27 protein-coding genes and 1 pseudogene are annotated in these 23,184 nt (G+C 62.1%); 18 read left to right on the forward strand and 10 right to left on the reverse strand.

Translation table 11 applies throughout. The features are described from left to right. Positions 1–243, reverse strand: a complete 243-nt coding sequence (locus ACOZ4O_RS00410) for a sulfurtransferase TusA family protein (protein ID WP_424523396.1) — start codon at positions 241–243, stop codon at positions 1–3. Between the two features lie 206 nt (positions 244–449). On the opposite strand from ACOZ4O_RS00410, the gene ACOZ4O_RS00415 reads away from it, so the two are divergent. From ACOZ4O_RS00415 to ACOZ4O_RS00440, 6 genes are all read left to right on the forward strand, one after another. Further along, the gene (locus ACOZ4O_RS00415) at positions 450–1,619 is read left to right on the forward strand and encodes an MBL fold metallo-hydrolase (RefSeq protein WP_424523397.1); all 1,170 of its coding nucleotides are present in this window, start codon (positions 450–452) and stop codon (positions 1,617–1,619) included. A 2-nt stretch (positions 1,620–1,621) separates the two neighbouring features. After that, complete coding sequence (locus tag ACOZ4O_RS00420) at positions 1,622–2,122, forward strand: YeeE/YedE family protein (RefSeq protein ID WP_424523398.1); 501 nt, start codon at positions 1,622–1,624, stop codon at positions 2,120–2,122. Then, the gene (locus tag ACOZ4O_RS00425) at positions 2,119–2,571 is read left to right on the forward strand and encodes a DUF6691 family protein (protein WP_424523399.1); all 453 of its coding nucleotides are present in this window, start codon (positions 2,119–2,121) and stop codon (positions 2,569–2,571) included. Before ACOZ4O_RS00420 ends, ACOZ4O_RS00425 begins: the two co-directional genes overlap by 4 nt. Positions 2,572–2,664: 93 nt before the next feature. Continuing rightward, positions 2,665–2,814 carry a DUF7512 family protein gene (locus tag ACOZ4O_RS00430; RefSeq protein ID WP_424523400.1) on the forward strand — a complete coding sequence of 50 codons (150 nt, stop codon included), beginning with the start codon at positions 2,665–2,667 and terminating at the stop codon, positions 2,812–2,814. A gap of 2 nt (positions 2,815–2,816) precedes the next feature. Next, positions 2,817–3,812, forward strand: a complete 996-nt coding sequence (locus ACOZ4O_RS00435; RefSeq protein WP_424523401.1) for a sulfite exporter TauE/SafE family protein — start codon at positions 2,817–2,819, stop codon at positions 3,810–3,812. Positions 3,813–3,896: 84 nt separating this feature from the next. Further along, the gene (locus tag ACOZ4O_RS00440) at positions 3,897–4,301 is read left to right on the forward strand and encodes a helix-turn-helix domain-containing protein (RefSeq protein WP_424523402.1); all 405 of its coding nucleotides are present in this window, start codon (positions 3,897–3,899) and stop codon (positions 4,299–4,301) included. Positions 4,302–4,319: 18 nt separating this feature from the next. On the opposite strand, the gene ACOZ4O_RS00445 is transcribed toward ACOZ4O_RS00440, so the two are convergent. Continuing rightward, the gene (locus tag ACOZ4O_RS00445; protein ID WP_424523403.1) at positions 4,320–4,694 is read right to left on the reverse strand and encodes a rhodanese-like domain-containing protein; all 375 of its coding nucleotides are present in this window, start codon (positions 4,692–4,694) and stop codon (positions 4,320–4,322) included. Further along, entirely contained in the window at positions 4,687–5,250 is a 564-nt protein-coding gene (locus ACOZ4O_RS00450; RefSeq protein ID WP_424523404.1) for a class I SAM-dependent methyltransferase, read from the reverse strand. Before ACOZ4O_RS00450 ends, ACOZ4O_RS00445 begins: the two co-directional genes overlap by 8 nt. Before the next feature lie 173 nt (positions 5,251–5,423). Here ACOZ4O_RS00450 and ACOZ4O_RS00455 point away from each other — a divergent pair, with 173 nt between their 5' ends. The 9 genes from ACOZ4O_RS00455 to ACOZ4O_RS00495 all read left to right on the forward strand — a co-directional run bounded on the left by ACOZ4O_RS00455 (position 5,424) and on the right by ACOZ4O_RS00495 (position 11,325). Continuing rightward, positions 5,424–6,545, forward strand: coding sequence for an MBL fold metallo-hydrolase (locus ACOZ4O_RS00455; RefSeq protein ID WP_424523405.1), 1,122 nt, complete (start codon positions 5,424–5,426; stop codon positions 6,543–6,545). A gap of 39 nt (positions 6,546–6,584) precedes the next feature. Continuing rightward, complete coding sequence (locus ACOZ4O_RS00460) at positions 6,585–7,844, forward strand: MFS transporter (protein ID WP_424523406.1); 1,260 nt, start codon at positions 6,585–6,587, stop codon at positions 7,842–7,844. 105 nt (positions 7,845–7,949) lie between these two features. Next, a complete protein-coding gene (locus ACOZ4O_RS00465) occupies positions 7,950–8,288 on the forward strand; it encodes a thioredoxin family protein (RefSeq protein ID WP_424523407.1) in 339 nt (112 codons plus the stop codon). 136 nt (positions 8,289–8,424) lie between these two features. After that, on the forward strand, positions 8,425–8,784 hold the full coding sequence (gene trxA, locus ACOZ4O_RS00470) for a thioredoxin (RefSeq protein ID WP_424523408.1): 360 nt from the start codon (positions 8,425–8,427) through the stop codon (positions 8,782–8,784). Next, positions 8,785–9,810: an NAD(P)/FAD-dependent oxidoreductase gene (locus tag ACOZ4O_RS00475; RefSeq protein WP_424523409.1), complete on the forward strand. Its 1,026-nt coding sequence runs from the start codon at positions 8,785–8,787 to the stop codon at positions 9,808–9,810. Between the two features lie 16 nt (positions 9,811–9,826). Beyond that, on the forward strand, positions 9,827–10,045 hold the full coding sequence (locus ACOZ4O_RS00480; RefSeq protein ID WP_424523410.1) for a hypothetical protein: 219 nt from the start codon (positions 9,827–9,829) through the stop codon (positions 10,043–10,045). A 124-nt stretch (positions 10,046–10,169) separates the two neighbouring features. Further along, positions 10,170–10,646 carry an N-acetyltransferase family protein gene (locus ACOZ4O_RS00485; RefSeq protein WP_424523411.1) on the forward strand — a complete coding sequence of 159 codons (477 nt, stop codon included), beginning with the start codon at positions 10,170–10,172 and terminating at the stop codon, positions 10,644–10,646. Between the two features lie 176 nt (positions 10,647–10,822). Next, positions 10,823–11,128, forward strand: coding sequence for a DUF7130 family rubredoxin-like protein (locus tag ACOZ4O_RS00490; protein ID WP_424523412.1), 306 nt, complete (start codon positions 10,823–10,825; stop codon positions 11,126–11,128). 2 nt (positions 11,129–11,130) lie between these two features. Further along, a complete protein-coding gene (locus ACOZ4O_RS00495; RefSeq protein WP_424523413.1) occupies positions 11,131–11,325 on the forward strand; it encodes a DUF7501 family protein in 195 nt (64 codons plus the stop codon). 1 nt (position 11,326) lies between these two features. Here ACOZ4O_RS00495 and ACOZ4O_RS00500 read toward each other — a convergent pair whose 3' ends face one another. The 7 genes and pseudogenes from ACOZ4O_RS00500 to ACOZ4O_RS00530 form a co-directional block, all read right to left on the reverse strand. Then, on the reverse strand, positions 11,327–11,791 hold the full coding sequence (locus ACOZ4O_RS00500) for a YccF domain-containing protein (RefSeq protein ID WP_424523414.1): 465 nt from the start codon (positions 11,789–11,791) through the stop codon (positions 11,327–11,329). 61 nt (positions 11,792–11,852) lie between these two features. Then, positions 11,853–12,719: a universal stress protein gene (locus tag ACOZ4O_RS00505; RefSeq protein ID WP_424523415.1), complete on the reverse strand. Its 867-nt coding sequence runs from the start codon at positions 12,717–12,719 to the stop codon at positions 11,853–11,855. Positions 12,720–12,849: 130 nt separating this feature from the next. After that, positions 12,850–13,713: a hypothetical protein gene (locus ACOZ4O_RS00510; protein ID WP_424523416.1), complete on the reverse strand. Its 864-nt coding sequence runs from the start codon at positions 13,711–13,713 to the stop codon at positions 12,850–12,852. Positions 13,714–13,784: 71 nt separating this feature from the next. Further along, entirely contained in the window at positions 13,785–14,990 is a 1,206-nt protein-coding gene (locus ACOZ4O_RS00515; protein ID WP_424523417.1) for an MFS transporter, read from the reverse strand. Positions 14,991–15,183: 193 nt separating this feature from the next. Further along, positions 15,184–17,073, reverse strand: coding sequence for a tetratricopeptide repeat protein (locus ACOZ4O_RS00520; RefSeq protein WP_424523418.1), 1,890 nt, complete (start codon positions 17,071–17,073; stop codon positions 15,184–15,186). Positions 17,074–17,083: 10 nt separating this feature from the next. After that, positions 17,084–18,379 (reverse strand): hypothetical protein, encoded by a 1,296-nt coding sequence (locus ACOZ4O_RS00525; protein WP_424523419.1) that lies wholly within the window; start codon positions 18,377–18,379, stop codon positions 17,084–17,086. Between the two features lie 211 nt (positions 18,380–18,590). Further along, positions 18,591–18,743, reverse strand: a pseudogene (locus ACOZ4O_RS00530) (pyruvate dehydrogenase (acetyl-transferring) E1 component subunit alpha); the annotation flags it as partial. Between the two features lie 220 nt (positions 18,744–18,963). On the opposite strand from ACOZ4O_RS00530, the gene ACOZ4O_RS00535 reads away from it, so the two are divergent. From ACOZ4O_RS00535 to ACOZ4O_RS00545, 3 genes are all read left to right on the forward strand, one after another. Further along, positions 18,964–20,247: a putative manganese transporter gene (locus tag ACOZ4O_RS00535; RefSeq protein ID WP_424523444.1), complete on the forward strand. Its 1,284-nt coding sequence runs from the start codon at positions 18,964–18,966 to the stop codon at positions 20,245–20,247. A 1-nt stretch (position 20,248) separates the two neighbouring features. Next, positions 20,249–20,695, forward strand: a complete 447-nt coding sequence (locus ACOZ4O_RS00540) for a universal stress protein (protein ID WP_424523420.1) — start codon at positions 20,249–20,251, stop codon at positions 20,693–20,695. A gap of 92 nt (positions 20,696–20,787) precedes the next feature. Then, positions 20,788–23,172 (forward strand): heavy metal translocating P-type ATPase, encoded by a 2,385-nt coding sequence (locus tag ACOZ4O_RS00545; RefSeq protein ID WP_424523421.1) that lies wholly within the window; start codon positions 20,788–20,790, stop codon positions 23,170–23,172. Positions 23,173–23,184 lie beyond the last annotated feature (12 nt).

The following is a 23,184-nucleotide window of genomic DNA, read 5'->3' on the forward strand; positions in this document are numbered from 1 at the left end:
TCACTCCGTCTTCCGGACGTAGTGCGTGTACACGTCGTCGCCCTCTCGCTGGTCGACGAGTTCGACGCCGTCGGTCGTATCGGCCCACCCGCCGAGGTCGCTCATGCTTCCGGGGTCGGTGGCGAGGACCTCCAGCACGTCGCCGGTGTCGAGCTGGTCGGTCGCCTGTTTCGTCTTGACGACGGGCATCGGGCAGTTCTGTCCTTTCACGTCGAGCGTCTCAGTGACTTCGTACTGCGTCATGGTTTTGACTTCACTACCCAATATTGTGCGGCCTTAGAAAAACGTATCGGTAGTAATCCAGATAAAGAACAATACAGAGTGCTGCTTTACGGCAGAAAAGGCGTAATTTAGGCCTATTAGGCCATTTACGGCCGCTATGATGTTGTGCAATAGATGAATTACTATACAAAGTCTTATTTGCGAGCAGTCGATAGGAGGCAGTGAAGATGACTGAGAACGACGACGCGGCGATCGACGCAGTCACACCGACTGACCTGAAAGCGCGCATCGACAACGGCGAGGACGTGTTCATCCTCGACGCACGCGCCGAAGGCGACTTCGAAGAGTGGCATATCGACGGCGAGAACGTCGACATCGTCAACTATCCGTACTTCGAACTGCTCGACGGTATCCCCGCAGACCTCCACGAAGACCTCCCTGACGACCGCCGCATCACGGCGCTCTGCGCGAAAGGCGGCTCCAGCGAACTCGTCGCCGAGAACCTCGCGGACGCCGGCTACGACGTCGACCACCTCGAACGCGGAATGCAGGGATGGGCCCGCATCTACGAGTACCAAGAACTCGACGCGGACGCCGACGCGACGGTCGTCCAGTACCAGCGCCCCTCCAGCGGCTGTCTCGCGTACCTCATCGTTTCGGACGGTGAGGCAGCGGTCGTCGACCCACTGCGGGCGTTCACCCAGGAGTACGTGCAGGACGCACGCGCGTTCGGCGCCGACCTCACGTACGCGCTTGACACGCACATTCACGCCGACCACATCTCCGGCCTCCGCGACCTCGCGGCGGAGACGGACGCGACGGCCGTCCTCCCCGACGCGGCGGTCGAGCGCGGCGTCGAGTACGATACCCCCTACGAGACCGTTGCGGACGGCGACACGCTCACACTCGGCAACACCGAAATCGACGTCGTCGCCACGCCCGGACACACCACGGGCATGACCGCGTACGCGGTGGGGCCAGTCCTGTTCACGGGCGATGGCTTATTCACGGAGAGCGTCGCACGTCCCGACCTCGAAGACCCCGAGGCCGCGAAGGACGCCGCACGCACGCTCTACGACAGCCTCCACGGAAAGGTTCTCTCGTGGCCCGACGCGACGGTCGTCGCGCCCGCGCACTTCAGCGACGCCGCGACTCCGAACGACGACGGCACGTACACCGCCGAACTCGGCGACCTCACCGAGCGGATGGAAGCGCTCACGATGGACGCAGACGAGTTCGTCGACTTCATCGTCTCGGATATGCCGCCGCAGCCGGCGAACTACGAGGACATCATCGCGACTAACCTCGGCCGGCAGTCGCCCGACGACGAGGAGGCGTTCGAACTCGAACTCGGCCCGAACAACTGCGCCGCAAGCGAGGAGGCGCTGACGAACTAACGATGGATACACTCACACCGCTGCTCGTATCCGACTCGCTCTTCCCGCGCGGGATACTGCCGTATCTCGCCGGCGGCCTCCTCGTCGGCCTCGGCGCGGCAGTCATCTACCTCGCGACGGGAATCATCGCGGGCGCGAGCACGTTCCTCGAATCCACGCTCTCGTACGTCTCGAGCGTCGAGCGGTTCAATCGATTCAAGTACGTTCAGTCGCGCGACTGGCGGGTCGTGTTCACGCTCGGTATCGTCGTCGGCGCGGCCGTCTGGGGGCTCGTGCTCGCACCCGATCCCGGCATCTGGACGACTGACGTTCAGTGGTGGCGGTTGCTCGGCGGTGGCGTGCTCGTCGGCATCGGCACCCGTCTCGGGAAGGGGTGTACGTCCGGCCACGGTGTCTGCGGCGTCGGCTCGCTCTCCAACACGTCGCTCGTGAACGTCGCGACGTTCATGGTGTTCGCCATCGGAACCGCACAGCTCGTCCAAGCGGCGGGGGTGTCGCCGTGAGCGACGACGCGCAGAGCCCGCTGTTCCTGCCCGTCATCTTCGTCGGCGGGCTCGTGTTCGGGCTCGGACTCGCTGTCAGCGGCATGGCGCGCCCGGAGGTCGTTCTCGACTTCCTCCAGTTCGAGGACTTCGGCCTCGTCTTCGTGATGGGCGGCGCCGCTGTCGTCACCGGTGTCACGTTCGCCGTGGCGACGCGGTACCTCGACCATGCGCCGCTCACCGCGAGCGAGTACACGCGTCGCGTGAAGGAGTTCGACCGCAACGTCGTCGTGGGTGGTGCGATATTCGGCGTCGGCTGGGGCGTCTCCGGCATCTGTCCCGGGGCGGCCTACGCGAGTTTTGGCGTCGGAAACTACATCATCCTCTGGGCGATCGCAGGCATGTTCCTCGGCGCGTACGCCCAGGGATACGTCCGTTCGCGTCTCAGCGGCACTACGGAGGGGAACTAAACCTCATGTCTTCGAAACCACTCGAAACCCGACAACGCCAGCAGTATTGTATAGTATTAGCACATCAAAACACTCGTATGAGGGGTGCGTAAGATGTTCGGCATAGAGTCCGCGAGCGCGTCGGTACAGGCGGGTATCACCGTCGGAACCGTCCTTGCGGAGGCTATCGCCCTCTACCTCGCGTACGGTGCGCTCAGCGAAACGGTCGGGGCGACCGTCCTCGACGCCCTCGGGGGTGACTGACGATGGCGATTCTCGGAATGAGTCTCGCGATGGTCGCGGTGTTCGTCGGGTTCGGCCTGCTCATCGGCACCCTCTTCGGGTTCTTCGGCATGGGCGGGTCGTTCCTCGTCACGCCCGCACTGCTCGTGATGGGGTATTCCTCGACGGTCGCCGTCGGGAGCGGGCTCGCGTTCGTGTTCGGAACGAGCGTCATCGGCGCGCTCCGGCATCGCGACCACGGTCAGGTCGACTACAAGCTCGCGGCCATCATGACCGCCGCCATGACCATCGGCATCGAAGCGGGGAAGAGCGTCGTGTTCTTCCTCGAGGCGACGGGACGCGCTGACCTCATCATTAACGTCGCGTACGTCGGTCTGCTCGCGACGGTGGGCGCGTTCACGCTCCGCGACGCGCGCTCAACTTCGACCGGCGACGACGGGCACGACCTCGCGGACCGCGTGCAGTCCATCCACATCCCGCCGATGGTGACGTTCCGGGGCGGCGTTCGCGTTTCGGGTGCCATCGTTTTCGCGGTCGGACTCGTCATCGGCGTCCTCTCCGGGTTCCTCGGTGTTGGCGGCGGGTTCCTCCTGATGCCCGCGATGATGTACGGACTCGGGATTCCCGCAGCTATCGCCGTCGGGACCGACATCCTCCAGATCACGATATCGGGAGCGTTCGGCGCGTTCACGTACGCGCAGTCCGGGTCGGTCGCACTGCCCGTAGTCGCGTTCCTCCTTCTCGGGAGCGCGCTCGGCGCGCGCGTCGGCGCCGGCGCGACGAACCTCGTAGACGAGGACGACATCAAGGGGTACTTCGCCGCGATGTTGCTCGCCGGCAGCCTCGCCGTCGCGTCGAACAAGCTCGGGTCGGTCTACGGCATCGAACTGCTCAACACGATGAGTACCGCGCTTATCTTCGGGTCCGCGCTGCTCGTCAGCGCTGCCGTCGTCCTCGCTGCTGTCTGTCAACTGCGGGACGACGGGCACGGGACGTGGTGTCGGCTCGTCGGTTCGTAAGCCCCGCGACGACACCACGAGCGCACAGTATTGTACCGACTAAACAAACACTTTTGAGGCTGTGTCACCTAGAATTCTGTATCAATGGCTGACTCCATGAGTGAGATGCTCCGGCGGGACATGCAGTGCGAGGGCCTGCTCGAGTGTTTCCACGACCTCAAGGCGATCGACCGAGACATCTTCCAGTTACTCCAGGAGACGAAGGAACCGCTGACCGTCGACGAAATCGCGGACCAAGTCGACCGTGAACGCTCGACCGCGTATCGAGCCGTCCAGCGCCTGCTTCAGGCCGGGTTCATCCAGAAAGAACAGGTGAACTACGAACAGGGTGGCTACTACCACGTCTACGAGTCCCGGAGCGCGGAGGAGATAACCAACGAGATGCAGCGCCTGCTCAACGACTGGTACGCGAAGATGGGGCAGCTCATCGGCGAGTTCGAGGAGAAGTACGGCGACGAACCTCGACCCGCCACGCCCGCCGAGAGCTAGACCGGCTCCGCGAGCGTCTCACTTCCGGGACACGATATTTTGCAGGAACGCGACAATCCGGTAGGGGACCGTGTTCTGTTCGTACTGTCGCCAGCCGGTGTAGCCGCCGGTGAGTGTTGTCGCCGTATAGCCGGCTTCGTCGAGGTAGTCGGTGGCGTTCCGTGCGACGATTCCGGCCTTGCACACAGTCACGATTTCCGTGTCGTCGGGGAGCGCTGACAGATGGGGGTCGAGCGCGTCGACGTTTCCGCCTCGCAGTTCGTGGTACACCGGCGCGTTGGCGCTCTCGGGAATGTGACTCTCCAGGTAGTCCTGTTCGGGGCGGATGTCGAGGACGAACACGTCGCCGTCCGCCCGCCGTTCGTCGAGCCGCGCGGGGCCGATGCTACTCATCCGCGACACCCACGACGAGGAACGTCTCCGGTCGCAACGCCCGGAAGCCGATATTGAAGCCGGCGTCGCGGAGCGCGGTCGTCACGCTGTCGACGTCGAAGCGCTCATCTAACGGCGGTCCGTCCTCGCCAGTTCCGTCGGCCGACCAGTCGGCGATGACGAGTCGGCTGCCGGGCGCGAGGACGCGCGCGAGTTCCGAGAGCGCTTGGTCGGTCGCGAACTCGTGGTACGTCATCGTCGACACCGCCGCGTTCAGGTGGTTCTGGTCGAACGGGAGGTCGGCAATGTCTGCGGTCACGAGCGCGGTGTTCTCCGGGACGCCCTTCTCGCGATAGAACTCGTGCATCGAGTCCTGTACGTCGACGACGTACACGTGTTTGACATGGGACGCGACGAGGTCCGTGTAAAAGCCGGTGCCGCTTCCGAGGTCGGCGACCGTCTCGTCTCCACTGGGGTCGAGCGCCCAGAGTAGTTCTTCCCGAGAGACGTATTGGTATCGTGCGGCTGCGTCCTCGAGCTTTGCAGCCCGTGACGCGTCGAACGTGTGGTGTCCCATATCCCGTAGTTGTGGGAGAACTGTGAAATAAATAGTGGTCGGGGAAGACGGCCGGTATCGAGTTTTTCTGAACGGTTCCAGGCCCAGTGGAGGCTTTTTTCGTATAGTATCCGTTTCCGCAATTCGCCGAGTCCAACACATTTACACCGAACCCGCCTATAGTATTGATTGTAATGAGCAATACTACTCTGGACCCGTCCGAGGTCGCACGACGCATCACCGAAGACGACGCCGAGGACTTGTTCGTCCTCGATATCCGCAACGAAGACGCCTACGAGGAATGGCAGATATCTGAGAGTGCCAACCTCCCGATATACGACGACCTACTCGACTACGACTACTCGACACTCGAAACCCACCTCGACGACCTCCCCGAAGACGAAGAAATCGCCGTCGTCTGCATCGGCGGACTCACCTCCGCCCGCGCCGCCGAATTCCTCCGCGAACACGGCTTCAACGCGGCGTCCGTCGAGAACGGCATGAATGGGTGGGGCCGCGTCCACCGCGAGTACGACGGCACCACGGACGGCGTTATACAAGTTGTCCGTCCCGGCACAGGCTGTGTCTCCTATCTCGTCCACGACAACGGGGAGGCCATCGTTGTCGACCCAACACAGTACATCGACCAGTACCTCGATATCGCCGACGCACACGGCCTCTCCATCGTCGGCGTGGCGGACACACACGCCCACGCAGACCACGTCTCTGGCGCGCGTCGCCTCGCCGGCGAACTCGATATCCCGTATTACCTCCACGAATCCGACGCGGGCGAGCTCGACGATATCACCAAAATCGCCGACGGGGACACAGTTTCCGTCGGCGACCGCGGCCTCGACGTGCTGTACACGCCCGGTCACACGCCAGGTAGCGCGTCTTTCCAGTTCGGCTCCGCCCTCCTCTCCGGAGACACTTTGTTCCTCCGCAGCGTCGGCCGCCCTGATCTCGAGGACAGTTCCGAGAACGCGATTCGGGACGCCGCGTCCCGGTTGTTCGACAGCCTCGACCGGCTCACCGATCTCGACGACGACACTGTCGTCCTGCCCGGGCACTTCAGCGATGAGGGCGTTCGCCCCGTCGCAACCGAACTCGACGACCTCACCGCGGAAGCCAACAACGAACTCCTGAGCTACGTCGCGGACAGCGACGAGACGGCGTTTGTCGAAACTATCGTCGAAAGCCTCTCCGACGAGCCTGCGAACTACAACGAGATAAAACAGATCAACTGGGGGAAAACCCAGCCCGGAGGAGATGTCGAATCCCTCGAACTCGGCCCGAACAACTGCGCGGCTAACTAACGCGAACGTGCGCTCAAACAACCGAACCGCCGCGTATCGATGAGTACGGACCTCGCCGATAAACAAGGCATCCGTGAACACGTCGGGCAGTTCTCACTTCACGTTCTGCTGGTGTTCGCAACCGGATTGACAATCGGGTCCGAGCGGGCAGTCGTCCCGGTGCTGGGACGCGACGTGTTCGGCGTCGAGTCGCTGCTTGTAATCGGGTCGTTCGTCGTTTCGTTCGGGTTCGTCAAGGGCCTCCTGAACCTCTACGCTGGGAAGTGGGGCGGCGAGTACGGCCGCAAGCCAGTGCTCGTCCTCGGCTGGGCAACCGCACTCCCACTTCCACTCATTCTCGTCTACGCGCCGAACTGGACGTGGATAACCGCTGGGAACGTACTCCTGGGCGTCAATCAGGCGTTGACGTGGAGCATGGCCATCAACGCCAAAATCGACATCGCAGGCCCCACGCAGCGCGGACTTGCGGTCGGCATCGACGAGGCATTCGGCTACACCGGCGTCGCTGTCGGTGCCTGGGTCACTGGCGTCATCGCCGCTCGGACGAGCCTTCGCCCCGAGCCGTTCTTCTTCCTCGCTGTCGTCGTCGTGCTCGCGCTTTTCGTCTCGATTTTCCTTATCAAGGAAACCGTCCACCTCGCGGAGTTGGAGGTCCGAGGCGACAACCACTACGATGCGAACCTGCCCTTCATTGAGGTTCTGAAACGTGCGACCTATGGCGACAGGACGCTGTTCGCCGCGGCGCAAGCGGGCCACGTCGAGAAGTTCGTTGATACGCTGTTCTGGCTCGCGGTTCCGCTGTACCTCACGAATCAGGGTCTCGGCATCGCAGCGGTCGGGTTCGTTGTCGCCGTTCACAGCGCGATGTACTTCCTCCAGATTGCGACCGGTGGACTCGCCGACCGCATCGGCCGTCGGCCGCCGATCCTCGCCGGGATGTTCCTCGCCGGCGCGGGCGTCCTCGGGATGGTACTCGTTGAGGGGTACCTCGCGTGGGTCGTGCTCGCCGGCGTGTCGGGGTTCGGGATGGCGCTTCTCTACCCGAACCTGATGACAGTACCCGGAGACGCCGCGCATCCGACGTGGCGCGCGACCGGGATGGGAGTCTATCGAATGTGGCGTGATACTGGCTACGGTGTCGGCGCGATTCTCATCGCACTTGTGATGGAGTTCCTGAACGTCGGCGCCGCGTTCTACGTAATCGGACTTTTGATGTTCGCCTCGGGCGCACTCGTCTACGTCTGGATGGAGGAGACCCATCCCGAGTTTGGAACGCACGAATCGCCCCCACCAGAGTGACGGTATGTACCGTCGCTCGTTCCTTCCGCTGTTTGAGGGCTCGCGACAAGTAGTATTGTATATTTTAGGCAAGACTATTTACGTCGTGCGTACGTATCCTCTGTTATGGCAACGCAGATAGCGGAGACGAACCGGGCGGTTTCGCTCGGTGAGAACGACCTAACAACCGTCATCAACGACACCGGCATCACGCTCGTCGAGTTCTATACCGAGTGGTGTGGCACCTGCCAGCGTCTAAAACCGATTCTGGACGCGCTCACCGAGGACACGGACGCGACGGTCATGACGGTCGACATTGAGTCGCACCTCGAAACCGCCATCGAGTTCGGTGCACAGAGCACGCCGACGTTCGTCCTGTTTGCGGACGGACAGCCCGTAAAACAGCTTCGTGGCGGCCAAACTGAACAGACACTTCGCGACCTCATCGCCCAGTACAGCGACTGATTCTTGGGGTCGAGCTGTACCCCGGTGTTTGCGCATATTATACCTCGCTGGTGCCGCAATTCCCCACGCAGTACAATTGTATAGTATTGTATTTATAGAGCAAGACTTAATCGGCGCCAACGCGTAGACCCAAGTGATGGCAACTGATACCGCAACCGACGCGCACGCCACACCAAGCGACGAACCGCTCCACATCGATGGAGCAGCCGCACTCGATACCCTCGTCAGCCGAGACGACATCGTCCTGACTGACTTCTACGCGGACTGGTGTGGCCCCTGCCAGATGCTCGAACCGATCGTCGAAACCATCGCCGCCGACACAAATGCGACGGTAGCAAAGGTCGACGTCGACGCGAACCAACCGCTCGCCGCCGAATACGGTGTCCGCGGCGTCCCAACGCTCGTCCTGTTCGCCGACGGCGAGCAGGTCGAGGAACTCGTCGGCCTACAAAGCGAAGAACAACTTCGAACGCTCGTCGACTCGTACACGAACTGAATGAGCACGGACGTACACGACCTCGTCATCGCTGGATCGGGAATCGCCGGCCTCTCGGCGGCGGTCTACGCGGCTCGTGCCGATCTCAACCCGCTGGTGCTCGAGGGCGACGAACCGGGCGGCCAGCTCACCCTCACCACCGACGTGGAGAACTACCTCGGGTTTCCTGACGGCGTCGGCGGCATGGACCTCATCCAGCGCGGCAAGGAGCAGGCCGAGCAGTTCGGCGCCCGGTTCCGGCACGGCCGAATCGACAACGCCGCGCTGGACGACCAGCCCCTCGAACTGTCGCTGTCGACCAACGAGACGATTCGTACGCGTACCCTCGTCGTCGCAACTGGCGCGAGCGCGCGGTGGGTCGGCGCAGAGAACGAGGACGAACTGATGGGGTACGGGCTCTCGACGTGTGCGACCTGTGACGGCGCATTCCACCGCGGTGACGACGTCCTCGTCATCGGCGGTGGCGACAGCGCGATGGAAGAAGCGCTCTTCCTCACGAAGTTCGCGGACTCCGTGACGGTTGTCCACCGCCGCGACGACCTGCGCGCGTCCGAAATCATGGCGGACCGCGCCCGCGACCACGACGACATCGTGTTCCAGTGGAACACGGAACTCGAAGCTATCCATGGTTCCCCAGAGGAGGGTGTCACCGGCGCGACGCTCGTCACCCACCCCGACGGCTACCCCACAGAGAAATCCGAATCCGGCCACGACATCAACCGAGAGACAGTCGACATCGGCGGCGTGTTCTACGCCGTCGGCCACACACCGAACACAGGATTCCTCAACGGCACCGGCGTCGAACGAGACGAACGTGGCTACGTATTCACGCAGACGGACGACACCGGTCGACCGACGGCCCGGACGACCGTTGCCGGCGTATTCGCCGCTGGCGACGTCGCTGACCCTCGATACAGGCAGGCAATTACGTCTGCTGGAACCGGAAGCATGGCCGCGCTCGACGCGCAAGACTTCCTCGAAACACTACGCGGGACGGACGAACCGACACCCACGACGAGGGCATAAGGACTCCCGCCAGTACGTGGACCACGGGACGGTACTCGCACTCGCCACGAGCACGGCTGTCGCGCTACTCGCGACGCTGCTCGTGATGGAGGGACTGCTCGCGGGACTACAGCGCGTCGCGACCCTCTCATCGCGGGACCGCGTCGCGTTTCGAATAGTCGGGTACGGCGTGCCCGCCGTTCTCAACACGGTTGTCACGGTCCACAACGTTCGCCGCCTCCTCCAAGCCCCCTGACGTAAATCATGCGTTAATTGACGTTTCCCGCGTCAGTAACGTGGGCAAAGTTCGTTCGGTGTATCGGCGGACGGCGTCGGGCATCGACACGGTTTTGCCGCGTTCGCGGCGTATCCAGAGTCGAATGAGTGAGACGGTGGAGATCCGGCGTGCGACCGTCGCGGACGTGGACGCGCTGGTCCCGCTGTACCGCGCGGCCTACCGTACGACCGCCGACCTCGGCTATCCGACGGGCATGACCGACGTGGAGCGCGAGTACGTGCGGTCGTGGTTCGCCGATGACGAACCGTCCGCGGAGTTCGTCGCCGAACGCGACGACGCGGTCGTCGGCGCGGTTCGCGTACTCGAAACGGAGGAGTATCCGTTCGCCGAACGCCTCGCAGTCGCTCCCGACGAACAAGGCGCGGGCATCGGCGCTGCGCTGTTCGAGCGCGCCGAAGCGTACGCCCGCAATCAGGGCTACGACCAGCTCCAACTCGGAACGTACTCGGGTCACCCGTTCCTCATCGACTTCTACGAATCCCGCGGCTACGAACAGTACACCGTCTGGGAGAACGACGACGCCGACCACGACTACGTCGGCTACCAGAAACAACTCTAATCCAGTCACGGCCGAAGAGTAGAGAGTTTCTACTGGTCGCTTGTGGCGCGTAGGTGGAGTATTACTTACTCGGCGCGTCGGGTGTCCGGACAGTATGGAAGCAGACTCGATACCACCAGTCGACCGGGGGCGCGCGGCGGACGCGCGGAACGGTCGACCGGCCGGAACGGCGTCGCATGAGCGATTCGAACGCGCCCGAGACGACGCCCGACCCGCTGGAACGCGGGCAACAAGTGTACGACGACAGCGGCCGCGAAATCGGCGTGGTTCGAGCGCCAACAGAGAATGGTGTCGAGGTAGCGACCCACGGCGGTGTCGAGACGGTGTCGCTCAAACGCGCACCCGATAAGTCAAGCGGGGAGGGCTACCTCGTGTGGCGGTGTAGTGAGTGCGGGGAACTCGGTGACCTCGAAGAACTCCCGGAGCGCTGTCCGAGCTGCGGACGCGGCCGGGAACTCCTGTACGCGTACCTGGAGGACTGACCGTGGTCGACGACGCGCCGGCGCGCGACGACACGGAGTGGAATAGCCCCGAGCAGTGTCCGTTCTGTGGCACGCCCCTCACGGACGGCGGCAGCGGGTTCATCGACCACATCGACGCGACGCCCGCGTGCCGGGAGAGCTTCGAATCCTGGATAGACCGCGTGCGTGACGACATCGAGGGCGAGTGGATCGGCTAGCTCAGTACTTGTAGAGGGAGACGACGTAGGGGAGACGGTCGTACATCCAGACGGCGAGCGGGAGACCGATGATTGTAATCGATGCAGCCCACGCGAGACTCATCCAGACGCCGCTCACCCACCAACCAACGAAAACGACGTAAACGGCACGAACGAGCAGGGAGTGCTGGTCGCGGCCGCGCTGGGAGACCGTGACGGTTCCGTCCGCCTCCGTGACCGCCGTCGTTTCGAGCGTCCGGTCCTTCAGCGAGACGACCTTCGGAACGTAGTTTATCATCTTGATACCGAGCGGCATCAGGATGATCGTCACGTTGAGCAGCCACGCGACGCCGAGCCAGATACCACTCGCCCACCAGCCGATGAGAACGAAGTAGACCGCGCGAACGAGCAACGACGGTCCCTGGTCCGCGCTCGCCACGGACACCGTATTCGACCCCTCTCGTCCTGACCCCGCAGAATCGACCATAGAACACGTAGGCGGTTCACGCGGATAAGTCCACGCCGGGAACGCGGCCAACGGTCGCGTGTCAGGCGTTATCGGGGCCACCGACCGTGATGACGGGGACGGGCGCGGACCGACCCGTCTTCTCGGCGACGCTGCCGAGGAGGATGCGGTCGGCGCCGCGCCGGCCGGTCGTCCCCATCACGACGGCGTCGATGTCGGCGGTCTTGATGCAGTCGCGGATGCAGTCCACCGGACCCCCTTGGTCTACGTGGCGGACGACGGAGTCGATGCCGTGCTCAGCAGCGGCCATTTCTAGTTCGTCGAGCGCGTCGTTCGCGGCCGCCTCCCCGGCCGAGGGCGACCGAACGTCGTACCCCGCGAACGCGGTGTCGACGACGGAGAGGGCGTGTACGGTCGCGTCGAGCGCGTCGGCGAGCGCGAACCCGTGTTTCGCCGCACGGATAGCGCCGGCACTCCCGTCCGCCGGAATCAGGACGTTCTCGTACGGGAACGCGAGGCGTTCGTCGTCCTGCATGCGCGCGGTGAGGACGGGCACCGAGGAGAGCCGGACGACCTTCTCGGTGACGCTGCCGGCGAGGTAGCGCGACACGCCGCGGCGGCCGTGCGTCGGCATCACGACGAGGTCGTAGCCGTACTGTTCGGCGTACTCGGCGATCATCGGGGCTGGATTCCCCTGGACGACGTCGGAATCGTAGTCGACGCCCGCGGCACGAAGCGTTCGTTCGGCCTCCCCGACGATATCCTCACCCCGCTCCGCGAGTGCATCGACCGTCTGACCTTCGACGACGGTGACGGAGTCGCGCGTCGTGTCCGCGACAAACAGGACGTGCACGGTCGCGTCGAACCCCTCCGCGAGGTCCGCGGTGTGCTGGAGGACTGCCGCGGCGCCGTCACTCCCGTCGAACGGGAGCAGAACGTCGTCGTACATACTTGGGAGATGCATCCGGGTCCGCAAATCGTTTGGGGGTGGCGAGAAATGGTTCGTCGTCATCTTCGTCGTGCTCGCAGTAATCTCGATCGTGCTGTGACGACCTACGCACGGTCCGATACACCCCGGGCTACCACTCGATGTACGCGAGGTACTCCGTGCTCTCGTACCGCACGAGCCAGGTGCCGTAGGAGTCGCTTCGGGAGAGTGCGTCGTACGCGCGGAAACGCTCCGCGACGGACTGGAACGCCTCGCTCTCCTCGAAGTACCCGCCCTCGATTGCGTCGTCGACGACGTCGCGCTCGGCCGCCGAGAGGCCGGAGAGCGTGAACCGATACTGTTCGCGGATTCGGTCGACGAACGCGCCGACACTGTCCGCGACCGTCGTCACGTCGTAGCGGTACGTCGTTCGAGTGCTCTGCTGGGACGTGACGGTGACGCGGTATCGGTCGCCGTTGTAGACGAGGATGTCGTACTGGGGGTCGGGGACGAAGACGGAGTCGCCGGCTTCCGCGGCCGTCCCGTAGTTCACGGTGATGTCGACGCCGTCGACCGTGCGTTTCGACTCGTCGGTGACGACGATGTCGAGCAGTTCTTTGTCCGCTTGCGGGAGGTCCGTGTACGCGATTTCGCCGCGGGTCGCGGTCGCGTCGTCCGGGTTGAAGTCGATGTGGAGTTCGTACTCGGTCACCTCAGTGGTTTCAATGGGGGTCTCCGAGACCTCGTAGACGGTATTGTTGACGCGGACGGTGTCGGTGTCGTAGAAGAGGTCGTTCCGGTGACTGCGGGTGACGGACTCGTTTTCGCCGGCTTCCGCGGCCGCCGCGACCACCTCGTACTCCTCGGAGCCGGGGTCGGGGGCGAGCGAGCGCTCGTCGGCGATTCGATCGGGTGTCGCCTTCTCCATGTCGAGGACAACCGGCGGGTGAGCGCAGCCGGCGAGCGGGAGGGCGAGCAGGGCGGTGCCGCCGGCGAGGAACTCGCGGCGTCGCATACCGGAGAGAACAGTTGCTGTGGTGAAAGCTTTCTGCCGCGAGAGCGACCACCAGCGAGCAGTCAACGAAATTAGGCGGTGGTGGAGTCTGGCATCCGGTAGGTGAGGAGGATGACGACGACCATCACGACGGCGAGCGCGATGTATCCCTCGTCGAAGTAGCCGTGGTCGCCGACGATACCGAAGACGACGGGGCCGGCGGCCGCGAGGGACGCGGTGAGGGTGCGGATGACGCCGAGGCCGGTGCCCTGCATTTCGTCGGAGAAGGCGTCCGCGAGAAAGGACTGGGTGACGGCACCGGTGCCGAGCATCGTGCTGACGAGCGCGGTGACGCCGACAAGCAGCCACGCGCTGTCGAGCAGCGGGAGGAGGAGGAAGCCCGCGGCCGCCGGGAGGAGGATGGCGACGAGCGACCGCCGGATGCCGACCCGGTCGTAGGCCGCGCCGGCGAGCGGTTTCACGACCACGCCGACGGCGAAGAAGAACCCGAAGAGCACGCTCGCCTGCTGGGAGGAGAGGTGTTTCACGGTCGTGAGGTAGGTCGGGTAGAACGCGGTGAACGACTGCCAGATGAGCATGTAGAGGAAGAGGATGACCGTCATGAATCCGAGTGCGGGCGTGCGGAGTTCGGAGACGATGTCGAGGGTGTCACGGAGCGACTGCGTGGAACCGCCCGCGGGTGTCTGCCGGGGTGTGAGAACGTAGATGGCGATGGCGGCGGCGACGAGGAGCGGGGCGACGAACCCGAGGCCGGCCTGCCACGCGACCGCAGTCGCGAGTGCGACGGCGACCGGCGGCAGGATGGTCTGTCCGATGTCGCCGGTCGCCATCGTGACGCCGAGCGCGCTGCCGAGTCGGCTCGTGTAGAGCTTCGAGAGAATGGTGATGCGGGCGATCGGGTAGAGGGAGTGGCCGGCACCCCAGACTGCGGTCGCCGCGAACAATACGAGCGTCGAGGTCGAGGTGGCGACGAGCGCGAGTGCGCCCGCGACGGCGGCGAGGCTCACGGCCATGAGCGCGCGCTCGTCGTACCGGTCGGCGAGCATCCCGCCGGGGAGCTGGCCGATGGCGGCGAAGAACCACAGCACGGTCACGAGGAATCCCGAGAGCGTGAGGCTCAGCCCGTAGTCCGATCGGAGGTAGGGGATGACCACGGGGTACACCATTCGAACGCCGTTCAGCAGCCCCCAGCCGGTCGCGACCGCGGCGAGCGAGACGCCCGTGCCCTCGTTCCAGAGCCCGGCCGCCTCCCGGCGGAGTTCCGTTCGCAAACCCATCTGTCTATGCTGGGTGGCTCCGCCGCGATGAAAGTGCTGATACTGGGGCGGCTCACTCGGCGGGGCCGGTGGCGGCGGTCTCCGCGATATTTCCAGCGGTTGGCGCGTACACGTATATGAATTCAACGCTCATCAGCTCATGTTCTGGACGTAGTCAATACGACGGTGTATTTTCACCTCGCCACCTCTGAACTCATTTCTCCAACCCCGATTTTCTTTGCTGCAACGCGCCAAAAATTGGTAAGTGGCTTCCTCCAATATCCAGGAGCGTATTGATGCCATACTCACACTTATCTATCGCATCCTGATTTCGTCCAGCGTTTTCCAAAATATCGATGGCCAATCTCAGCGTATCCTTCCACTTTTCAATTTGGCCATCCTGAGCAAGTAGTCTCATGCCCTCTTCAAGATACTCAACACCGGTGTCGATATTTCCGGCTTCTGTCTCCAACTGCCCGAGCCCAACCCTTGGCTCTGGATACTCGGTCCTGAGTTCAATGGCTCGTTCGTAATGTTTTCTCGCGAGTTCTTCACTCCCATGATGGAAGAGAGCCTGAGCGTAATTATGGTGGATTTGAGCCTCCCCGATAACGGTATCTTCTGCCTGTTGGAATCTCTCCAAACACAAGGATAGGACTTCTACGGCTTCTTCGTAATCTCCAATTTTGAGTAACAAGAGACCATAATCAGTGTATATCTCCGGATTGTCTGATACTTTGAGCCCCTCTTTGAACCGCTTTTCCGCTTCATCAAGCCGACCTTGGTGTTTTAAGAAGTTCCCATAGTGGTGATGAGCAAGTCCGTCCTCTGGATCTAGCTGAATCGCTTTTTCATGGTGATGCTCGGCATCCTCAGTTAAATTGAGAATCTCAGCCACGTCAGCTAACATGCGACGGAACTCAGATGAATCGTAGCCGGTTTCCAGCACCTCATTCCCTTTCTCCCAAGCTTTCGAATAGTTCTCCTCGCTCGCAAGAAAGTAAAATACGCGGAATAAGTCTGGTTTCTCTTCCCAATCAGGGTCATCACGAACATCGTTTACCTCCAGATCTTCCAGATACTCTTCTTCCAAGGGATTCTGCCCCGACTCAGTGTCCTTTGCCCGCTCTCCATGATGAACTGCTTTCTCACGCGCTCCAAGATTAGAATACGCGTATGAGAGCAGGCCGTGAACTCTAGAATCGCTCTCGTCATCCAACATTGGTTTCAGAATGTCAACAGCCTCATCTGGCCGTTCAATGTCTAGATATGATGTTGCAAGATTAATTCGGAGCATAATATCTGATTCAGAGACTTCTAGTCCTTCCTCCATAATTCTGATTCCCTCAATATAATCACCAGATTTCGTATGAAGAACACCTAGGTTACTGTATAGCTCAGGGACGTGGTAGCCACTGAGAAGTGCCTTTTCGTAGTGGTGCTTTGCCTCTTCGAACTGCCCCAAATCAGCCATCAGGGACGCTAAATTGAAATGCGCCTGTGGCTGTGGCTGACTAGATTGGATCGCTTTTTCGTACTGTTTCTGTGCCTCTGTTACCTCACCGAGGTCGTCAAGTGTAGCTGCGTATGTATTCCTCAGCTCGGCCCACTCGGGAGACACAGATAGTGCGACTTCGTAATGTTCCAAGGATTTCTCAGGCTCGCCGATTAACTGAAAATACGTAGCAAAGTTATTCCGAACCATCGGATTGTAGGGGTCTAAGCCAACAGCTTTCTCAAGAAGAGCCTCTGTATATTCGGCTGTTTCACCAGAGAAGATCTCAATCAAAAACATGGCTGTATTTGCGTAGTAGATGGGAATCCAATCTTCTACCTCGTCTGGGATGGTTTCAGGAAGTGTGTTCAGAAGGAAATCGATGTATTCGTCAATGACACGCATTCGATCCTCAGAAACAGCTGACATCTGGGCCGCCCGAGTAGCATAAACGGTTTCAGTAATATCCGGACCAGGATTGGTGGTCTCCCATATCCATTGTTTCTGTTTCAGGATATCCGCAGACAATTGGAATTGAAAGCGGTCCTGATTGAAAACCTCCGAATAGAGTATCCTCAATGTTGGCTTGTAAAGCGGAATTGCACCCATTCGGAGCAGGTCAATTCCCCACAAAACGAGTCTCCGGATGTTCTTTGGTTAACCGGTCATACTGGCTTTCCCAGATTTCCTTAACGTTACTTGGTAGTTCATCGATCTGTTTAGCAATGTCTTGATCTTCGTCGATAGATGTGACAACAGACTCAACGTATAGCGGGGATGGGTCGGTGTACTGAATCTCTTGAACAAGGCCTTCCCGCACCTTCTCATCCAATTCAAGGTTATGTGCGTTTGCCGCTTTCGTGAATAGCTCTCTTACTGTCTCGTCGTTTAACGGCTGCAGTCTAATTTCCTCAAATTCCTGCCAGGCTCTATCCTTGGTCCGATCCAAATGTGGAATCTCATCAAGAAATTCTGACCGAAGTGATGCTATTACGTACAACGAATTACCTGAGTTCTCTACAGCTTCAGACAACCTAACGATACTTTGTCGTACCGTACTTTGTTGTTCACCAGCTCGAAGTCCTTGGATATCATCCCAAACCAGAAGAACATCGCCGTCAAAGGTAGCTTGTCTAAAACCTTCAGTATCCTCTAACGCCATGAAATCGTTCTCCGGGATCACCACATGGTCAATCTCCTCTTCTTCGAGCACCTTCTTCTGAATATAATCTAGCGTGCGTGTTTTACCCATCCCCCGACGGCCAATAACCAGATACCGCTTTTCCGTGAATTTCTCTGGAACTTCTGGACGGTCAACGAAAATCCCAGAGGTCACCGGTCGACCTGACTCTAAGTGTTTCGACACTTCTTTTGCTGCATCACCATCGTTGACAACCTCAATTGTGGAGTATCGCAGTTCCGGCCCTTGGTGCTCAACGACTGCATCCAACTTCTGCCGTATTTCCTGAAGTTGGTTTTTGTTGTCCCAAATCCCCTCAAGGATGTACTTTTGGCCACGGTCTTCCCGGGAAATATAATCGAGCCAATTTTCAAGAGCCTCGTCAATGGCTTCTCTTGCGATCGCTGGTGCAGTAGAATCTGAGGGGATATTAATGGAGTTTGTTGGACTAGATAGTCTTTCACCGATTTGAACAGCAATCTCGTCTTGAGACAAATAAACAGACTCTACAGCATTGGCGTCAATTGATTCAATAGCTTCATTGATAACCTGGCTAGAAGAATTCTCTTCGTCGAGTCGACCCTTCAATGACGAGATAAGCTTCTTCTCCAGTTGTTCTGCATCCTCCGCTGAAACCCGGTTGCGAATTTTTTCATAGATAGTTACGCCTGAGGCAGAAGCTACGTCCGCAATTGCGGTAGCAATCAGACTCGTCGATATCGGCCCACCCATCATACCTACAGACTTGTAAACATGGCACATTAAATAATTACCTAAGCCAGGTGGAAGATGACTCTCTGTAAGCTCCTTGCTCTATATTTTGCAGGCATACACACGACTCATCACCGTGACAAAAGGCTCGTAGCCCCAAGTGACAAATCTACTAATTGATTGAGGTCTTTGTCTCGGGCATCGGTCCACCACCTTCGGCGATGATACCGCTTCACGCGAAGTTCACGACGGGGTCGACGTGTATGCGACCGCTTTTACCGCGCCCAAAGCCGGTTTCAGGGCGGAATATCTCTGCAGTCCTTCGCCTCAGGTCGACACGTTTCGCGATGACGACATGGTCGGAGCGGTGAAGTACGGTCACAGTATCGTGGGAGGGAATTGGTTCAGAGGGTGACTTCGCACGCCCCACCGCATATTAGATGCGTCTAAATCCGGTTTTACTAGAAACTATTTTATAGTTTGGTGGGACAGAGTATAGTGGGAAGGATGATCGAATCTATTCGTTCACTGCGTATTTTCACAGACAGCCACACGGAGGTGGACGCGTCTTGACCGCGAGTCCACTCTTCCTCGCTGGGCTCTCAGACATGCTCAACCTCACGCTCAACGACGCTATCGACATCTTCGTGTTCTCGGTGCGCGACGGCTTCGTGCAGGTGAGTGCGTTCGTCGCCGTCACGGTCCTCATCTTCAGTTACATCCAGTACCGGACGGGTGGCCGTCTCGTCACCTACCTCACGGAGAACGAACACATGCAACCGCTCGCCGGCGCGCTGCTCGGCCTCACACCCGGCTGCGGCGGCGCCATCATCGCGATGCCGCTCTACATCCGGGGAACCGTGAGCTTCGGAACCGTCATCGCCGCGTTGGCCGCGACCGCGGGGGACTCCGCGTTCGTCATCCTCGCGCTCGCACCCGAAGCCGCGGCGTACGCGTACGGACTCGCGTTCATCGCCGCCGTCCTCTTCGGATACAGCGTCGACCGCTACGGCCTCGGCGTCTCGCGCGTCGACCGCGCCGTCAGTCGCATCAGCCGCCCCGTCACCGACGGCGGGTTCGCGACGAAGAACGTCGCCGACGGCGGGCCGAGCATCCCCGACTTCGAGATGGACGCGCACGCCCACCAGCGCGCCGAAACGGGCCACACCGACCGAACGCCGCGCCCCGGTGTTCGCGGCGTGAAGGACCGATTCGTTCAGCGGTTCACGCCCGCGCTCACGACGTTCAGCCACCTCGTCCACGTCGGCTGGTGGGTTCTCGCGTTCGCGGGCCTCGTCGCCGGCGTTCTCTACCTCGCTCGCGGTGCGCCCGAAGTTCCGGTGGCGTTCACGCCGACGTTCTTCGGGTTGTTCACGGTCGCGGGCCTCCTGGGGACGACCGCGTCGTTCTACCTCCACTTCGTCGGCCGCGGATTCATCGGTGAAGGCCAAGCCGGCCGCGTCCGCGACGACTTCAAGAGCGCGTACGAGACCTTGCAGCACGCCGCGATGGAGACGAGTATGGTGACCGTCTGGGTCATCGTCGCTTACCTCATCTACGAGTACGCCATCGTCGTCTCGGGCATCGAAATCGCTGCACTCGCCGCGGCCGCGGGCGTGCTCGCACCGGTCGGTGGCGCGTTGCTCGGCCTCATCCCGGGCTGTGCGCCCCAGATCGTGTTCGCGCAGATTTACGCCGAGGGAGGTCTGCCGTTCTCGGCGCTCACCGCGAACGCCATCAGTCAGGACGGCGACGCGCTCTTCCCGCTGCTCGCCATTGACGTGAAGGCCGCCATCGTCGCCACCATCTACACGACGATTCCGGCGCTCATCGTCGGCGTGGCGCTGCACTACGTGTGGCCGTACAGTCAGTTCGGCTTCGGGGTGCTCTGACGTGTACGACCGAATCCTCGTCGCGACCGACGGAAGCGAGCCCGCGCGGGCGGCCGTGCGACACGCGGTCGGACTCGCGGCCGAGACGGGCGCGACCCTGTACGCGCTGTACGTCGTGGACACGGAGACGAGCTGGCTCGCCGTCTCGAAGGCGGACGTGAAACAGACGCTGCGGGACGTGGGCGAGCGCGCCGGCGACCAGGTGCTCGCGGACGTGGAATCCCGGGCGAGCGACCGGGGTGTGACGGTTGAAGCGGTGCTCCGGGAGGGCGTGCCGGACGAGGAGATCCTCGTGTACGCTGACGAGCTGGACGCCGACCTCGTCGTGCTGGGTACGCACGGCCGCGACGGCGTTTCTCGGCGGTTGCTCGGGAGTACGACCGAGCGTGTCGCCCGGGATGCAGGGATGCCGGTTCTCACGGTGCACACGGACGACCAGTCGAGTTAATAACTGAGTGCGTATCGAATAATAATTTCTGGTAGAACAGCCCGGGTTTATAGCAGCCGAATTAATAGTCCCCGAGCGGGTAGTCTCTCGTAATGACTCCCTCCGACGACGCACCCGACCTGCCGTCCGACGGGACGGGTGAGCAGGACACGCCCGACAGCGTGGTAACGCTCACGCTCTCGGTGCCGAGCATGGACTGCGCGTCCTGCGCCGGAAAGGTCGAGAACGGCCTCGACCGCGTCCCCGGCCTCCAGTCCTACGAAACGCACCCAACCACCGGGCAGGTCGTCGCACGGTTCGACCCCGCCGACGCGGACCAGAGCGACATCGTCACGGCCGTCGAAGGCGCCGGCTACGAGGTCGTCAACGTCAAGGGCGGCCGCGACGACCGCGCCAGCGACCACGATACGGACGGTCACGACCACGACGGAGACGGTCACGACCACGGCGACGCGAGCGTGGATGTCTGGCGGAGTTCGCGCGCGAAGAAGACCGCGGTGAGCGGCGTGTTTCTCGCGGTCGGACTGGTGTTCGAGTTCCTCGCCCCCACGAACCCGCAAGTCGCGGCGGTGCTCGGCGAACCGATCCACTTCGCGGACGCGCTGTTCTTGGTCGCCGTCGCCGTCGGCGGACAGGAGATCGTGCGGAACGGCTACTACTCCGCGCGGAACTACAGCCTCGACATCGACTTCCTGATGACGCTGGCTATCACGGGCGCGCTCGCCGCGAGCGTCGGGTTCGGCGAGTCGCTCTACTTCGAGGCGGCGACGCTCGCGGTGCTGTTCAGCGTCGCGGAACTCCTCGAACGCGCGTCGATGGACCGCGCGCGGAACAGCCTCCAGGAACTGATGGACCTCTCGCCGGACGAAGCCACCGTGAAACGCGGCGACACCACGGAAACCGTACCCGTCGACGCCGTCGCGGTCGGCGACGTGGTGGTCGTGCGGCCAGGCGAGAAGATACCGATGGACGGCACCGTCGTTTCCGGCGGGAGCGCCGTGAACCAAGCGCCCATCACGGGCGAGAGCGTGCCCGTCGACAAGACCGAGGGCGACGAGGTGTACGCGGGCACCATCAACGAGGAGGGCTACCTCGAAATCGAGGTGACGGCCGCGGCGGACGAGAACACGCTCTCCCGGGTCGTCGACCTCATCGAGGACGCCCAATCAGAGCAGACCGAACGCGAGCAGTTCGTGGAGCGGTTCGCCGCGTACTACACGCCCGCCGTCGTCGCATTCGCCGTGCTCGTCGTCGCGGGAAGCCCGTTCGTCCTCGGGACGACGTGGACGGACGCGTTCGTGAACGGCCTCACTCTCCTCGTGCTCGCCTGCCCGTGTGCGTTCGTCATCTCCACGCCCGTCTCCGTCGTCTCCGGACTGACGAGCGCGGCCCGGAACGGCGTGCTCGTGAAGGGCGGCCCGCACCTCGAAGCGGTCGCGGACGTGGACGCCGTCGCGTTCGACAAGACCGGGACGCTCACGAAGGGCGAACTCACCGTCACCGACGTCGTCCCCCTGAGCGGGAACACCGAGGAGGACGTGCTGCGGTGCGCGCGCGGTCTCGAACGCCGCAGCGAACACCCCATCGGTGACGCCATCGTCGACCGCGCCGACGCGGAGTCGGTCAAGCGAAACGACGTATCGGAGTTCCAGAGCATCACCGGGAAGGGCGTGCGCGCCAACCTCGACGGCACCCGGCACTACGCGGGCAAACCCGGCCTGTTCGAGGAACTCGGGTTCGACCTCTCGCACGTCCACGCGACCACCGACGGCGGCGTCGTGACGCGCACCACCCAACAGCTCTGCGAGCGCCACAACTGCCTCGACCTCCTCGCGGACACCGTCCCCGAACTCCAATCTCAGGGGAAGACCGTCGTGCTCGTCGGCACGGCGGACGAACTGGAGGGCGTCATCGCCGTTGCGGACGACGTCCGACCGGAGGCCGCGCGCGCCGTCGAACGCCTCGGCGCGCAGGGCGTCGAGCACACCGTGATGCTCACCGGGGACAACGAGCGCACCGCGCGCGCCATCGCCGACCAGGTCGGCATCGACGACGTGCGCGCCGAACTCCTCCCCGAGGAGAAAGTCGCGGCTGTCGAGGACCTCGTCGACGAGTACGGCACCGTCGCGATGGTCGGCGACGGCATCAACGATGCGCCCGCGATGGCGACCGCGACCGTCGGCATCGCGATGGGCGCGGCCGGCACCGACACCGCGCTCGAAACCGCCGACATCGCCCTGATGGGCGACGACCTCTCCCGACTCCCCTATCTCCACACGCTCGCCGGCCGCGCGAACAGCGTCATTCGGCAGAACATCGGCGCGAGCCTCGCCGTGAAAGCCGGTCTCGCACTCGCTGTCCCGTTCGGCTACGTTCCCATCTGGCTCGCCGTCCTCGCCGGCGACGCCGGCATGACGCTCGGCGTCACCGGAAACGCGATGCGACTCTCCCGCGTCAGCGCTGACGACGCGGAGTAGCGTTCGAAACGC

Source organism: Salarchaeum japonicum (genome assembly GCF_049705945.1).
Classification (GTDB): Archaea; Halobacteriota; Halobacteria; order Halobacteriales; family Halobacteriaceae; genus Salarchaeum; species Salarchaeum japonicum_A.

What these genes read in the sequence shown, in the direction of transcription:
- ACOZ4O_RS00420 (WP_424523398.1), top strand. Translation starts at nt 1,622, where the DNA reads ATGGATACACTCACACCGCTGCTCGTATCCGACTCGCTCTTCCCGCGC.
- ACOZ4O_RS00490 (WP_424523412.1), top strand. Translation starts at nt 10,823, where the DNA reads ATGAGCGATTCGAACGCGCCCGAGACGACGCCCGACCCGCTGGAACGC.
- ACOZ4O_RS00485 (WP_424523411.1), top strand. Translation starts at nt 10,170, where the DNA reads ATGAGTGAGACGGTGGAGATCCGGCGTGCGACCGTCGCGGACGTGGAC.
- ACOZ4O_RS00500 (WP_424523414.1), bottom strand. Translation starts at nt 11,791, where the DNA reads ATGGTCGATTCTGCGGGGTCAGGACGAGAGGGGTCGAATACGGTGTCC.
- ACOZ4O_RS00505 (WP_424523415.1), bottom strand. Translation starts at nt 12,719, where the DNA reads ATGTACGACGACGTTCTGCTCCCGTTCGACGGGAGTGACGGCGCCGCG.
- ACOZ4O_RS00435 (WP_424523401.1), top strand. Translation starts at nt 2,817, where the DNA reads ATGGCGATTCTCGGAATGAGTCTCGCGATGGTCGCGGTGTTCGTCGGG.
- ACOZ4O_RS00515 (WP_424523417.1), bottom strand. Translation starts at nt 14,990, where the DNA reads ATGGGTTTGCGAACGGAACTCCGCCGGGAGGCGGCCGGGCTCTGGAAC.
- ACOZ4O_RS00465 (WP_424523407.1), top strand. Translation starts at nt 7,950, where the DNA reads ATGGCAACGCAGATAGCGGAGACGAACCGGGCGGTTTCGCTCGGTGAG.
- ACOZ4O_RS00430 (WP_424523400.1), top strand. Translation starts at nt 2,665, where the DNA reads ATGTTCGGCATAGAGTCCGCGAGCGCGTCGGTACAGGCGGGTATCACC.
- ACOZ4O_RS00475 (WP_424523409.1), top strand. Translation starts at nt 8,785, where the DNA reads ATGAGCACGGACGTACACGACCTCGTCATCGCTGGATCGGGAATCGCC.
- ACOZ4O_RS00525 (WP_424523419.1), bottom strand. Translation starts at nt 18,379, where the DNA reads ATGATGGGTGGGCCGATATCGACGAGTCTGATTGCTACCGCAATTGCG.
- trxA (WP_424523408.1), top strand. Translation starts at nt 8,425, where the DNA reads ATGGCAACTGATACCGCAACCGACGCGCACGCCACACCAAGCGACGAA.
- ACOZ4O_RS00460 (WP_424523406.1), top strand. Translation starts at nt 6,585, where the DNA reads ATGAGTACGGACCTCGCCGATAAACAAGGCATCCGTGAACACGTCGGG.
- ACOZ4O_RS00440 (WP_424523402.1), top strand. Translation starts at nt 3,897, where the DNA reads ATGGCTGACTCCATGAGTGAGATGCTCCGGCGGGACATGCAGTGCGAG.
- ACOZ4O_RS00410 (WP_424523396.1), bottom strand. Translation starts at nt 243, where the DNA reads ATGACGCAGTACGAAGTCACTGAGACGCTCGACGTGAAAGGACAGAAC.
- ACOZ4O_RS00510 (WP_424523416.1), bottom strand. Translation starts at nt 13,713, where the DNA reads ATGCGACGCCGCGAGTTCCTCGCCGGCGGCACCGCCCTGCTCGCCCTC.
- ACOZ4O_RS00445 (WP_424523403.1), bottom strand. Translation starts at nt 4,694, where the DNA reads ATGAGTAGCATCGGCCCCGCGCGGCTCGACGAACGGCGGGCGGACGGC.
- ACOZ4O_RS00545 (WP_424523421.1), top strand. Translation starts at nt 20,788, where the DNA reads ATGACTCCCTCCGACGACGCACCCGACCTGCCGTCCGACGGGACGGGT.
- ACOZ4O_RS00520 (WP_424523418.1), bottom strand. Translation starts at nt 17,073, where the DNA reads ATGGGTGCAATTCCGCTTTACAAGCCAACATTGAGGATACTCTATTCG.
- ACOZ4O_RS00450 (WP_424523404.1), bottom strand. Translation starts at nt 5,250, where the DNA reads ATGGGACACCACACGTTCGACGCGTCACGGGCTGCAAAGCTCGAGGAC.
- ACOZ4O_RS00415 (WP_424523397.1), top strand. Translation starts at nt 450, where the DNA reads ATGACTGAGAACGACGACGCGGCGATCGACGCAGTCACACCGACTGAC.
- ACOZ4O_RS00455 (WP_424523405.1), top strand. Translation starts at nt 5,424, where the DNA reads ATGAGCAATACTACTCTGGACCCGTCCGAGGTCGCACGACGCATCACC.
- ACOZ4O_RS00535 (WP_424523444.1), top strand. Translation starts at nt 18,964, where the DNA reads ATGCTCAACCTCACGCTCAACGACGCTATCGACATCTTCGTGTTCTCG.